This is a genomic window from Phormidium yuhuli AB48 (assembly GCF_023983615.1).
Lineage (GTDB): Bacteria > Cyanobacteriota > Cyanobacteriia > Cyanobacteriales > Geitlerinemataceae > Sodalinema > Sodalinema yuhuli.
The window spans coordinates 1,808,960-1,822,858 of record NZ_CP098611.1 but is presented as its reverse complement, the minus strand read 5'-3'; the positions used below and the strand labels follow the sequence as shown (position 1 = coordinate 1,822,858).

The 13,899-nt window shown below is 54.0% G+C and carries 8 protein-coding genes; 4 read left to right on the top strand and 4 right to left on the bottom strand.

The genetic code is table 11. From position 1 onward, the window contains the following. Window positions 1-143: 143 nt before the first annotated feature. Genes NEA10_RS07790 through NEA10_RS07780 form a run of 3 tightly spaced genes read right to left on the bottom strand, consistent with a single transcriptional unit; the run spans window position 144 to window position 6,249 of the window. The gene (locus NEA10_RS07790; protein WP_252664760.1) at window positions 144-2,687 is read right to left on the bottom strand and encodes a CHAT domain-containing protein; all 2,544 of its coding nucleotides are present in this window, start codon (window positions 2,685-2,687) and stop codon (window positions 144-146) included. After that, entirely contained in the window at window positions 2,684-5,488 is a 2,805-nt protein-coding gene (locus tag NEA10_RS07785) for a CHASE2 domain-containing protein (RefSeq protein WP_252664759.1), read from the bottom strand. Before NEA10_RS07785 ends, NEA10_RS07790 begins: the two co-directional genes overlap by 4 nt. Continuing rightward, on the bottom strand, window positions 5,485-6,249 hold the full coding sequence (locus NEA10_RS07780; protein WP_252664758.1) for a DUF928 domain-containing protein: 765 nt from the start codon (window positions 6,247-6,249) through the stop codon (window positions 5,485-5,487). Before NEA10_RS07780 ends, NEA10_RS07785 begins: the two co-directional genes overlap by 4 nt. 327 nt (window positions 6,250-6,576) lie before the next feature. On the opposite strand from NEA10_RS07780, the gene NEA10_RS07775 reads away from it, so the two are divergent. Together NEA10_RS07775 and NEA10_RS07770 are read left to right on the top strand one after the other, a co-directional pair. After that, window positions 6,577-10,278 (top strand): hydantoinase B/oxoprolinase family protein, encoded by a 3,702-nt coding sequence (locus NEA10_RS07775; protein ID WP_252664757.1) that lies wholly within the window; start codon window positions 6,577-6,579, stop codon window positions 10,276-10,278. 125 nt (window positions 10,279-10,403) lie between these two features. Continuing rightward, window positions 10,404-11,711 (top strand): DUF1517 domain-containing protein, encoded by a 1,308-nt coding sequence (locus tag NEA10_RS07770; protein WP_252664756.1) that lies wholly within the window; start codon window positions 10,404-10,406, stop codon window positions 11,709-11,711. On the opposite strand, the gene NEA10_RS07765 is transcribed toward NEA10_RS07770, so the two are convergent. Next, a complete protein-coding gene (locus NEA10_RS07765) occupies window positions 11,661-11,924 on the bottom strand; it encodes a hypothetical protein (protein WP_252664755.1) in 264 nt (87 codons plus the stop codon). The genes NEA10_RS07770 and NEA10_RS07765 overlap by 51 nt on opposite strands. Before the next feature lie 110 nt (window positions 11,925-12,034). Here NEA10_RS07765 and NEA10_RS07760 point away from each other — a divergent pair, with 110 nt between their 5' ends. Both NEA10_RS07760 and NEA10_RS07755 read left to right on the top strand, forming a co-directional pair. Beyond that, window positions 12,035-13,066, top strand: coding sequence for a fatty acid desaturase (locus NEA10_RS07760; RefSeq protein WP_252664754.1), 1,032 nt, complete (start codon window positions 12,035-12,037; stop codon window positions 13,064-13,066). A 237-nt stretch (window positions 13,067-13,303) separates the two neighbouring features. Continuing rightward, the gene (locus tag NEA10_RS07755; protein WP_252664753.1) at window positions 13,304-13,819 is read left to right on the top strand and encodes a COP23 domain-containing protein; all 516 of its coding nucleotides are present in this window, start codon (window positions 13,304-13,306) and stop codon (window positions 13,817-13,819) included. The last annotated feature ends 80 nt before the right edge of the window (window positions 13,820-13,899 follow it).

Genomic DNA, 13,899 nt, shown 5'->3' with positions numbered 1-13,899 from the left:
ACGGACTCTGGGAGGCTCTGCCGCCTGTAGTCGGGAGGCAGAGCCTCCCCAAGGGCATGACTTGGCCGGAGCCAAGTCACGAGGAAATGAATGAGGAAATGAATAAGGAAATGAATGAGGAAATAGCGAAAATAGTAAAAGGATTACAACCAATTCCCCACCAACACAAAAGGCGACCAATCCGCCGGATGACGATACTCCTGAGAGCGTAACAACGCCAACTGAGCCTGACGCAAACTCTCCGCCTTCTTCTGCCCAGAATTACGCCAGAGTTCCTCATAAAAGCGAACCATCAACTCCGCCGTCGGCTCATCCTGCACCGACCATAACGTTGCCAACGTACTCCTGGCCCCCGATCGCAAAGCAAACCCCGCAATTCCCAGGGTCGCGCGATCGTCCCCCGTCGCCGTTTGGCAGGCACTCAACACCAATAAATCAATAGGATTGAGACGAGTGGGCGATCGCAACACCTGATCCAAATCAGACACCTGAATCCGTCCATCCCACGTTAACAGAAACGTCTCATCCGCCCGGGAACTAAACTGGCCATGGGTCGCCAAATGAATCACATTAAAATCAGTATTGCGACTTTGAGCCACCAGAGCCTCCCGCGTAAAAGCCCGATTCAGCAGCGATTGAGTTCCCGGAATCAACTCCGCAATCTGACGCACCTCCGACTCCACCGCCGGAATCGCCGTAAACCCTTGATGAGCCTCACTCAGTCCCCCCAGCAACGCCCTAAACTCCCCCTCAGCCAAAGACCCAGTTTCTAGAAGCCGAAGACTTTGGGTGAGGGCGATCGCATACTGTTCAATCAAATACTCCCCCGAAGTGCGATCGTACAACGCCCCCAGAGGCACATTCCGCAAACTCCCATCCGGCACAAACACCAACGTTTTAATCTCATGCTCCTCCAATAGCTCCTGAACCGGTCGAATCAGCCAATCATAAACCTGGGCCGATCGCTCCAAACGGTCTTCCTCCGCCACCGCCGGATTAATCGACTGCAACATTAACTCCAAACTCTCCTCCACGTCAGAGCGAGGTTTTTCAGTTTCATACACCAGCGGCGACTCCCCAGCAATCGAGAGAATCACCGCCAGGCGATCGCTCAAAATCGCCGTATAAAACACCGCCGCCGACTCATCCAACGCCTCTAAATCAATCGCCTCCGCCGCCAAACAGGTTTCTCGGAAAAAATTATCCAACTCCGACAGTCGCAGAGAAATCAGCGTCTGTTGAGCCTCCCGCAAATTAGCCTGTTTCTGCTCCGGTTCCGCCTCCGCCGCAGACTGGAGTAACAGCCGCACCAAACCGTGATATACCGGTTCAATCTGTTGACGATAGGGAAACTGAAGCTCAGGATCTAACCCCAGCAAATCCAAACGCAACTCACTCAACAGTGCCACCGTATCCCGGTATAACGCCAGAGCTGGCAAACGCTCCCCCCGAGCCGCCAGAATCCGGGCCAGTTGCCATTGCCATAACACCGTCAAATCCCGTCCATCCAGACTTTGAGCCAGACTCAAGGCCCGTTGTGTCATGTCCGCCGCCGCTGGCCAGTCCTCTTGCCCTTCATACAACTGTCCCAAATGACCCAACCCATAAGACTCACCCCGTAAATCCCCTAAATCATGGGCCTCCCTCACCCCTTGGCTCAACTGTTCAACTGCCAACTCCTGATAGCCTGGGCCATCCCATTGCAACAGACTCTCAGCCAAATTAATACGCCCATAACTCGTCCTCCGAGAAGGGGAGCGTCGTTGCAAATCCGCCTCAACTTCCGCCAACGCCGCCTCAGCTTCCGTCAACTCCTTCCGTAACACCAGAATCCGTAGCCGATTTAAACGGGCCTCCAACCCCAAATCCGCCTCAGAGTCCAGAGTCTCCATCACCCTCTCATACCTCTCCAGGGCCTGGGAGAGCCGCCGTTGATGACCATCGCCATTCGCCAAACGGAACTGAAGTTGAGCCACCAGCCGCGAATCCCCTAACGCCTCAGCCAGCCTCACCCCCTCCTCTAAAACCTCCTGAGACTGCTCCGGTTCCGCCATAATCTGTAACAATTCCCCCAACAGCCCATAAGCCTGAACCGTTAAGGGAGAGGGAGATAACGCCTGTAACTCGGGCAGAATTGAGGTTAAAGCCTGTCGTGCTAGGGGATAGCGTCCCAAAGCTCTCAATTGCTCAATTTGATTGAGGCGGCTCCCCCAAACACCCCCATCTATCCCCGCCTGTGCATAAGCCTGTTCCGCCGCCCGCCAAACCTCCAACGCCGCCAAAGACTGGCCCCGTTCCACTAACTCCTGGCCCCGACGGTTGAGATCTTCTAACTGAGCCAAGGTTTCCTTCGACAATTCCTCTAACCCCTCCGAGAACTCATCCCGCCAGAGGACTGTCCCCCGCAACAGATATCTTGGGTCTTCAGGAACCCCACCCCGGCCCGAAAGAACTAAATGATTTCCCTCATCCGCCGCACAAGCCGGCATCAGGGATAGGGTCGGATCGACCGTATCACCCAACTCCCAGGACGGGCGATAAATCGGCAATCCCAACCGGGGCATCGTCACCTCAGATTGTGATAAACCTGGAATCCCCTGAGACTGTACCTTGAGCGGGACACAAAACCCCAGCACCAGCAGCATTATCAGCATGACAACGCGCCACACCCGTTTTCGTACCATCATTGTTGCGCTTGATAGTTCATTAAAAACTCACACAAAGCCCGTTCCTGATACTGACGGGCTAAATGCTGAATATGATTGGCAAAGGGACGTAGATGAGGATGTTCCTCTTGAAGTTCCTCAGCGCGGCGTTTCAGGTCTTTCAAATTTCCTTTGCGAGCTAAATGTAATAGTTCTTCTAATAGGGATTCTGGGATGATCTCCGGGGGACAAACTTCCTCAATCGATTGAACATCATTAGAGGCGTCAGCAGTTGACTCGTCTTGCATAACCCAGCGTAACTCAAGATGGCGCTCTAGAGCTAGTAGGACATCATTGCGATGGAAGGGTTTCGTGAGAAATGCCGTCGCTCCAGCCTCTAAGCTGCGTTCCTTCGCATCACTAAACACATGACTCGAAACAGCAATGATAGGCAGTTGACAGTCCCGTTCAGGCTCTCGTAAGGCTTTAATAACGGCGATACCATCTGCATCTTCTAAATTGAGTTCGAGGATAATTGCCTTTGCAGAAGTTTCCCCATCCTCCTCTAAGGTCATTTTGCCTAGGGACTCTAATGCTTCCTTAGCCGTCGCCGCCTCCAGAATCTTAAAGCCTAAGGGACTCAGCAAGGCGGCTAAGATACTGCGACTATCGGCCGAGGAATCAACCAGCAGCAAACAAGGCGCAACTCCTGAAACACCCGTGATTTTGGAATAGTCGCGAGATAGAATTGGCGCATTGGCAGTATCCAGGATGGGTAGGGTCAATTCAAAATGAAAACAACTGCCTTGTCCGGGCTGACTTTCGACGTGAAGGGTGGACCCCATCAAACGAATCAGTTGTCCACAAATGGCTAACCCTAATCCAGTTCCTTCGGCTAACTTTTGGGCTTCCTTAACCTGTTCAAATGGCAAAAAAACTTTCCTCAAATTGGCTTCTGTCATGCCGATACCCGTATCGGTTATTGAGAATTTAAGCCGGACTTCGGGGGTTGAATCTGAGTCAGAATCAAAATAGCTAAGAGTTTCAACTTGAAGACTCACTGAGCCTTTATTGGTAAATTTAACCGCATTACTCATTAAGTTAACGAGGACTTGCCGCAGGCGCTTATCATCAGCAACAACTAATTTAGGAAGTTGAGGATCGAGTTCACAATAAAAAGAAATCCCTTTTTTTTCAGCGGCAGGCTTAAACATTTGGGCTGCCTGGAGAAGAAAGGGTTTAAGAGGAATAGATTTGGGATTGAGTTCCAGTTTACGGGCTTCAATTTTGGAGAGATCGAGAATATCATTGATGAGTTCCAGCAGATAGGTTCCACATTGATAAATCACGCCCACGCCGCGACGTTGACTATTTAAATCCTTAGCCTGTTGCAAAATTTGAGCATAACCGAGAATCCCATTCAGTGGGGTGCGTAACTCATGACTCATATTGGCCAGAAACTCACTTTTGGCGAGATTGGCAGAGTCGGCCGCCTGGCGAGCGGCTTCAAGTTCTTGGGTGCGCTGGCGTACTTGCTCTTCCAAGTCTGTCGAATACGCTTGCAGTCGTTGGGTAAAGGCCCGCAGTTGCTGTTCTTGATAAGCATGACTACTGAGGGCAGTACTTAACACTAGGGCGATGAGAGGGGAGACGGTGGGAATGAGCCACCCTCCCAGAAGACTGACATAGGCGATCGCCCCAATCGCCACCGTCCCTGAGGTCATCAAAACCAAGGGATAGAGCCAGGCGGACTGCTCCTTAAATGCCTGTTGTGCCAATCCGACCCAAGTGCCATAGGTTCCCACCATGGTCCAGAGGAGAATCCAACCCCATTCCCCCTTCTGATGCCAAAATCGAATCAGAGGGCGACCCTCTAAGGCACTACTGAGAATCTGACTAACCCCGTGAGCATGAATTTCTACCCCACTCATCTGATGGTTGGGAATGGCAACGTTGGAGGAGGACTCCGTGGAGTTGAGGCGATACTGATACAGGGCCTGACTATAGGGAGTCAGAAAGAAATCGTTAATACTCTCAGCGTTGGAGCCAATGAGGACGGCGCGATCGCGAATCAACTCTGGGGAAACACGGCCCTCTAACACCTCCGAGATAGACACCTGATCAAAGTGATGCGCGGGGTGGCGATAGTTGAGGAAGACTTGATAGCCGCCCAAATCTCGGGGAGAATAGCCTCCTTCAACACCCGTTAAGGGGACAAACTGGGCCTGTCCCAACTGATAGCGATGTTGTTGCGGGTCACGGGCCTCTAGGGTCACCCCGAGTTGCTCCAGATAAAACAAACTCACCTGGGTGGCGAACCCCAGTTTAATCTCACCCTCGACGGGGGCCGAAATAATCATGCGGCGAATCGTCCCATCTCGGTCTTGGGGGACATCTGCTAACGCCACGCGATCGCGCTCGGCCAAAATTGGAGGTGGGGGAACCCGTCCACTTCCCAACCCTCGTTCCACGCCGATGAGGTTCGGTAACTCAGCCATGACGGCCTGTAGGCGATCATGGCCCGGTTCTTGGGGTAGATCTCGATAGAGATCCAAACCAATCACCCGGGGAGACTCCGCCGCCAGGGTTTCGAGCAGGTCAGCTAAAATGGCATCGGAGAGGGGCCACCCTCCCAAATTGCCAATATCTGTTTCTTCAACGGTGACGAGCAAGATCCGTTGATCAGAGGGTTCCGCCGGACGCAAGACCAACAGAGTATCAAGGGCGACCCATTCCAACAGTTCCAGGGCCCCCCACGCGGAAGCCAGAGCCACGGTTCCAGTCACCACAGCCACAATCACTTCACGCTGAAAGCGTTTAAGCCAATGGGAAATCCCCATCATCGAACTTGAGAACCTGAGACATCAAGAAAGGGTTCCTCGGCGATCGCCCCCAGGCCCACTTGCTCCAGAAGAGAAGTCCAAGATTGATTAAGCTCCGTCACGGCTGGGCGCTCCTGTCGTAAATCTGCCAAAGTCTCTAGGGCATCATACCAAAGGCCCTCACGACCATAGGCCCGGGCCAAGTCCAACGATCGCCGTCCTTTGCTTTGTTCTTCCACCTCTTGAATCTCCCCAGGAATTGCCACCCGAGTCACCCAGCCAGAAACCCGAGGACTGTCCGGACGTAGGCGATCTTCGGTAATCAGGGCAAAATGCCATTGGTAGGTTTGTCCCTCTGCTAATTCTGGCGCTGACTTCGGAAGTCGCACTTGCACCACCCCCTGATTATTAATGGGTAGATAGCCCTGATAATGGTATTGGCCCGTTTCGCTCAGGATACTAAAAAAGGCTAGGCGGGCCGATGTAGATGGAGTATAAACGAAGAAACGGGGATGAGACCGAGTCGTCTGGCCATAATGCTCCGATGGCAGTAAAGCGATGAGAGTCGAGTGATAATCCCGAGAGCCAGCGCCACTGGTATTGATAGGTGGGTCATCATTGGGAGGAATAAAGGTCACCCCCCCCCGGGAGGCTCCCCCTCGGGTTTGCTGTGGTGGCTCCTGGTTGGGAGGAACGAAGGTCACGGCTAATACCGTTGCTCCCCCTTGAGACCCCACCACACCTAATATTAATGTTAAAAAAAGAATGCGTAGAAAATTCATGAGTGTTAGATCCGACAATCTAAGAGAATAACAGAACTCCGGGGGAACTGAACCGACACACCTTGCCTAAGTCTCAATTTTACCCCCATCTCTATCCCCACAATTCTGGATGATTCGTGGTCTCAACTGATTGATTTAGATCACCGTTGAGAAGCTTTTCAGTCTCGGAAGGTCTCCCCCTCCTGAGTTGTCTCAGGTCTGTTCAGCAGAAAATTAGACAGATAAAAAGCGACATCTCTATTTTCTGTAAATCTTCTTTCCAGGGAGTTTATTTAGTCTTGATTGTCCATTTTAAATTGTCTTTTAGTTAATGTACAGGAGTCCGTTATGACCCAGTTAACCCGTTGGCAATTCTGGATTGATCGTGGTGGTACCTTTACCGATATTGTTGCCCAACGTCCCGAGGGAACAATGGTAACCCACAAACTTCTGTCGGAAAACCCAGAACGGTATGCAGATGCCGCCGTGCAAGGAATCCGCGATATCTTGGGCTTAACCCCAGGTGAACCCATCCCCGATACCGAGATTGGTGAAGTACGCATGGGAACCACCGTTGCCACCAATGCCTTGCTAGAACGTAAAGGCGATCGCACGGTTCTCGTGGTAACACAAGGATTTCGGGATGCCCTGCGCATTGGCTACCAAAATCGCCCCGATATTTTCGCCCGCCAGATTCGTCTCCCCAGTCTGCTGTGCGATCGCGTCCTCGAAGCCGAGGAACGGTTCAGTGCTGACGGAACCTGTCTGACGCCCCTCAACCGAGAAGCCCTGATTCCCCAACTGCAAGCGGCCTATGATGCCGGCATTCGCAGTTGTGCGATCGCCCTCATGCACGGCTATCGCTACCCAGACCATGAAGACCAAATCGCCGCGATCGCCCAAGACATCGGCTTTAGCCAAATCAGCCGCTCTCACCAAGTCAGCCCCCTCATTAAACTGGTCAGTCGCGGCGATACCACCGTCGTCGACGCCTATCTCTCCCCCATTCTACGTCGCTACGTCGAACAAGTCAGTCGTCGCCTCTTTGCCCTAGAAAATGACCCCCGCCTCCAGTTCATGCAATCCAACGGGGGACTCACCGCCGCCAGCCAATTCCAAGGTAAAGACAGCATCCTCTCCGGTCCCGCTGGCGGCATTGTCGGAGCTGTGCAAACCAGTCGTCGCGCCGGCTTCTTCAACATCGTCACCTTTGACATGGGGGGAACCTCCACCGATGTGGCCCATTATGCCGGCGATGCCGAGGGAGTCGTCGAATACGAACGAGAATTTGAAACCGAAGTCGCCGGAGTGCGGCTGCGAACCCCCATGATGGCCGTCCATACCGTCGCCGCTGGTGGGGGCAGTATCCTCCACTTCGATGGCTCCCGCTATCGAGTTGGCCCCGACTCCGCCGGAGCCAATCCCGGCCCCGCCGCCTACCGACGAGGCGGTCCCCTCACCGTCACCGACTGCAATGTCATGTTGGGCAAACTGCAACCGCAATTCTTCCCAGCCGTGTTTGGCCCAGACGGGAATTTACCCCTCGATGGGGAGCGAGTTCGTCAGCAGTTCCAGGATTTAGCCCAGGACATTCAGCAGCAAACCGGCGATGAACGCAGTCCCGAAGCCGTCGCCTCAGGCTTTCTCGCCATTGCTGTGGAGATTATGGCCAATGCCATCAAGAAAATCTCCCTACAACGGGGTTATGACGTGTCCAACTATACCCTCTGCTGTTTTGGCGGTGCCGGAGGACAACACGCCTGTCTGATTGCCGAAGCCTTGGGGATTTCGGAAATCTTCTTACATCCCTATGCCGGAGTTCTCTCCGCCTATGGCATGGGGTTAGCCGACCAACGACAGTTACAGGAACAATCCCTAGAACTGCCTCTAACCCCTGGGAACTATCAACAGCTCGGCAGTGAGTTTCAGGCGTTAGAGACTCAGGTTTCCGCCAACAGCCCCGGTAACACCCCTCACAGTGCCAGTCGGCCCCCGCAACAATTGAAGAAAGTCCATCTGAAATACGAGGGAACCGATTCCACCTTAATTGTGGATTTTGCCGATATCCCCGCCATGCGAGAGGAGTTTGAGAGCCTACATCGTCAACGCTATGGCTTCATCATGGACAACAAGCCTCTGGTGGTGGCGACGATTTCCCTAGAAACAATCGTAGGGGCGAAAAATCTTTCGCCCTTTACGAGCGATCGCCCCCAAGAACCCCAACTGAGCCGTCAGGACTCCACCCCCCCAGACCCCGTGGCCCGAGTCTCCACCTACCTCAAAGGGGAATGGCGGGATACTCCAGTCTATGAACGCAACCACTTACAACCCGGCGATGTGATTCAAGGCCCCGCCATTATCATCGAATCCACCGGAACCAATGTCTTAGAACCCGGTTGGGAAGGCAGCTTAACCGAACAGAATTACCTCATCTTACGGCAACGTCAATCCTGGTCGGACGTTGAAGCCGAACTGACCGCACGGGAGATGCAGACCGACAGCCTTGGGGAACGTCCCGATCCGGTGTTGTTAGAGATTTTCAACAACCTCTTCCGGGCGATCGCCGAACAGATGGGCGTCACCCTACAAAACACCAGCACCTCCGTCAACATCAAGGAACGGCTCGATTTCTCCTGTGCCATCTTTGATGAGGCTGGGCAATTAGTGGCCAACGCACCTCATATTCCCGTTCATCTCGGTTCCATGAGTGAAAGTGTGCGGGCCCTAATCGACCAACCCAACCTCTCCCTCGAACCCGGAGATGTCTATGTCCTCAACAATCCCTATAACGGCGGCACTCACCTGCCGGATATTACCGTCATTACCCCCGTCTTTGCCGAATCCGGGTCTGGGGAAACCCCCCTCTTCTACGTCGCCTCCCGAGGCCATCATGCCGACATTGGTGGCATCACCCCCGGTTCGATGCCTCCCAATAGCCGTCATGTTGACGATGAGGGGATTTTGCTGGATAACGTGCAACTGGTGAAACGGGGAGAGTTCCAAGAACAGACCCTCGTCAGTTTATTGCGATCGGGTCCCCATCCCGCCCGCAACATCCCCCAAAACCTAGCGGACTTGCAGGCCCAAATTGCCGCAAATCAGAAAGGCGTAGATGAACTCCTGAAAATGACCGCTCACTACGGCTTGGCCACCGTCAAGTCCTATATGCGTCATGTTCAAGATAACGCCGAGGAATCGGTCCGTCGGGCCATCTCCGTCCTCAAAGATGGGGAATTTACCTATCCCCTCGATAGCGGCGAACAAATCCAAGTCCGCATTCGTATTAATCCCAACGAACGCAGTGCCATTATCGACTTCAGCGGCACCTCCCCTCAACTTCCCAATAACTTCAACGCCCCAGCGGCAGTTTGTAAAGCAGCGGTTCTCTATGTCTTCCGCACCCTAGTCGATGATGATATTCCCCTAAATGCCGGCTGTCTCAAACCCTTAGAGATTCGCATCCCCGAGGGCTGTTTTCTCAATCCTCGCTATCCAGCGGCTGTTGTGGCGGGCAACGTGGAAACCTCCCAGGGCATTACCGATGCGCTCTATGGGGCCTTAGGGGTGTTAGCTGGCTCTCAAGGAACCATGAATAACCTCACCTTTGGTAACGCTACCTATCAGTATTACGAAACCATTTGTGGCGGCTCAGGGGCCGGTCCTGGATTCCACGGGACTGATGCCGTGCATACCCACATGACCAATTCACGGATGACCGACCCAGAGGTCCTGGAATGGCGCTTCCCCATCCTTTTGGAGTCATTTGCCATTCGCGAGGGAAGTGGCGGCCAAGGGCAATTTAAGGGCGGTAATGGGGTCATTCGTCGGCTGCGCTTCTTAGAACCCATGACGGCGTCCATTCTCTCGAGTCATCGGGTTGTCCCCCCAGCCGGCTTAGCAGGCGGCGAGGCGGGCCAGGTGGGGCGCAATTGGGTAGAACGGGCTGATGGAGAGGCGATCGCCCTAGGGGGAACAGCAACGGTAGAGATGGATGCCGGAGATGTCTTTGTCATCGAAACTCCCGGCGGTGGGGGCTTTGGCTCAGGCTAATCCGGTCAGGGGAGCCTTAAAACGGGAATGTTAACCTAGAGGGGAAGGGGACTGATGAACACCGACGACTCCCCACGGTTCACCCCCTCCTCCATTGACCCTGCCGTTGCCCCCCTCAAAACATCATGAAAAAGCTATCCCTAATCCTAGCCAGCCTGTTGGCCATTCTCTCGGTTAACAGCATCAGTATTCGACCCTCTGCGGTCAACTTCCAGCTCGAATGGGGGCTGGAAATGGCGGAGGCGCAACGGCGAGGGGGGGGAGGACGGAGTCGGGGAGGCTCGTTTAGTCGCCCCAGTCGCAGTTCTCCGAGCCGTTCTCGGGGGTCCGGTGGCTCGACCGGGGGGCGCAGTCCCTCGCGCACCACTCCCCAAACCCCCTCACGTACCACTCCTCGCAGCACCCCCGCTCCGGCTCCAACTCCGGTTCCCGGGGGAGGCTCGACGGGAGGACGAACTCGGGGTGGCTCTTTTAATACACCTGCTCCGGCTCCCACCCCCGAGAGTCGCCCCAGAAGCACTCCGGCTCCCGCTCCGGCTGCGGTTCCTGAACGCACGACCCCCCGGGCCGAGTCGTCGCCGAGGGACTATGAACCGCGAGTGGGACGCTCTCGCTCCTTCTTCTTTGTGCCAATTCCCTGGGGAGGGGGGGGCGGCCGTTCGACTCCGGTGAATCCCACGGTTCAAGGCCAATCTCCTGGAACTGGCTCTGGGGTGCAAACTGAGGATGAAACCACCCAACAGGCTCAAACGGCATCTCAGCAACGTCAGAATAATGGCTCGGGGCGTATTCTACTGTTCTTACTCCTGTTGTTGGGGGCCGGGATTCTCATGTGGTGGTTCCTCCGTCGTCGCTCCCCTGGGGGGTCGTCGGACTCGTTGACAGTGACAAAATTGCAAGTGGGGTTATTGGCTCAGGCCCATGAACTCCAGGCTCAGTTGACGGACTTGAGTTTAGAGGCGGATCTCAATTCACCGGAGGGATTGAAAGAATTTCTCCAGGAATGTTCCTTGTCCCTGTTGTCTCATCCAGATTATTGGACTCATGTTCAAGGGGAGTCACAGGTGTATCCCAATTCTGAGGAGGCGGAAAAGGCCTTTGACCAGTTCTCAATCCAGGAACGCAGTAAGTTTAGTGAGGAAACTCTCTCTAATGTGGGAGGACGGATTCGACAGCGATCGCTCTCCCAGGATGAGGAGTTAGATCCCGGTGAATATATTGTCGTCACCTTCCTGGTCGCAACCCAGGGGAATCAACCTCTGTTTGAGACTATTGCCGCCGCTGATGAGTTGCAAACGGTTCTGCAAACACTGGCGGCGGTTCCCACCCACTCTCTCTTGGTGTTTGAGTTGCTCTGGACGCCTCAATCCCAGACGGATTCCTTAACGGCTGATGACTTGCTCAGCCATTATCCCGATTTGGTGGTTCTCTAGGGGGGTTGGCCCGGAGGCCACTGATGTTTGCTGACATATCGGGGCGATCGCCATGGTTTTGAGGGCGATCGCCCCGATTGTGCCGAGAACCGTGAGAACTGTGCTATAAAAGGTAAAGTTTTTTAACGCTAGCTGAGAGCCTATCTCCTGCGGCGTACCGGTTCCCCCGGGGAACTGGACGGCCGGAGGTGCGATCGCTTTTTTTTGTCTCAAATTTTCTGGGCCAGGTCGTCACCGACCACGAACCCCAGTTCCAGAAGCACTTGACACAAAAATATTGACAAGTCTCAGATTTTAGTGTAGTCGTCAGCAGAGAACGTTTTATGACAGCATCGTTGAGCCAAACTTCGGCATCAAGCTCCCCCTCACTTGATGCCGACATTCGCATCAGGGATATTCTCAACACCTTACCGAAATCCGTATTCCTCAAAAATCGCTATCGAGCCTGGAGAACCGTGGTCTTCGATGTCGGCCTAGCGGCTGTGGGCTATTGGGCGATCGCCGTGGCTCCTATCTATCTCCTGCCCCTGTTATGGGTGTTTCAGGGAACGGTGTTAACCGGCTGGTTTGTCATTGGCCATGATTGTGGCCACCGCTCCTTTGCCCAGCGTAAATGGGTCAACAACACCATCGGCCATCTGATGTTTTTGCCCCTGCTGTATCCCTTCCATGGCTGGCGCATTCAGCACAATCATCATCATAAACATACCAACAAGCTCGGGGTTGACAATGCTTGGGACCCCTTCACCCTCGAAACCTATCAGGCCCTACCCGGGGTAATTCGCTGGCTCTATGCCCGAGTGCGAGGGCGCTTTTGGTGGGTTGGCTCCATCGGCCATTGGCTCAAAGAACATTTCAACTGGACGGACTTTTCTGGACAAGAACGCAAACAAGTACGATTCTCAGCCCTGTTTGTCATCTTGGTGGGAGGCTTGGGCTTAACCCTACTGGGAGTCACCACCGGTTGGTGGGGATTGGTGAAGTTCTGGCTCATGCCCTGGATGGTCTATCACTTCTGGATGAGCACCTTTACCATTGTCCATCACACGATTCCTGAAATTCACTTTCAGCCCGCAGACACCTGGCATGAGGCAACGGCCCAACTCTGTGGAACGGTCCACTGCACCTATCCCCGTTGGGTAGAGTTCCTCTGTCATGATATCAATGTGCATGTCCCCCATCACCTGTCCACGGCGATTCCTTGGTATAACCTGCGCTCAGCCTATGAAATAATTCAACAGGAATGGGGCCAGTACACCGTTGAACGTACTTTTTCTGTGGCTCTGATGCGCGAGATTACGGAACGTTGTCATCTCTATGATGGGACAGAGGGGTATCAGGGGTTAGGGAAATAGGCAAGAGGCAAGGGGCAAGAGGCAAGAGAGAACCACGGAGTCACGGAGGACACAGAGGACAAACCCGAGATGGATTCCCCCCCTTTGCCTTTTGCCTTCTTTTCCCCTGTTCCCTGTTCCCTGTTGCCTCTTCCCTCTTCCTGTAGGACGTGAAAATTCCTAACTTGGGGAGCTTTTTGGGCAACCGCCACGTCACAATAGATGTGATTCAATCTCAGCCGGTTAAGGATACATCTGATGAAACCACTTACTAAATGGGCGATCGCCGCTTTGGCCGCCGTCCAACTGCCCCTACTTGCCCCCAGTGCTGCCCGGGCCGACGCTTCGATCGACTCGTTCCAATGCCGTCAAACCGATGGCGTTAACTTTACTGTGGCCCTCTCTCGTGGCGGACGGGATTCTGACCCCATGATTGTTTGGACCAGTGATGCCTTTACTCGCAGCGGCTATCCTCCGGCCCGTCGCTGTCAGGATGTAACAGCTCGGTTAAATACCCTATTACGGGCGAATGGTAATAGTCTCCAAGGCCTCCATCTGACGGCGGGACGGGTGAATCGGCAATGGGTTGTCTGTGCCGTCAATAGTACCCGTTTGGGCTGTAATGCTGATAATGTTCTCTTTACCCTCAGCAGCCAACAAACCCCAGATCAGGTCATGGAGAGTTTGCAGGCTCGTAGAACTGGAACTTCCATTCAACAATCGGGAGGCAGACCTTACGTTAACCTAGAACAACTCGTCAATAGCCTATTTTAGCGTTAGACCCTCAGCCTGACTGGGGGCGACTCCCTCGGGAACGTCTGGCTGTTCAGACGTGATGTTTTTGTTCGCACGGT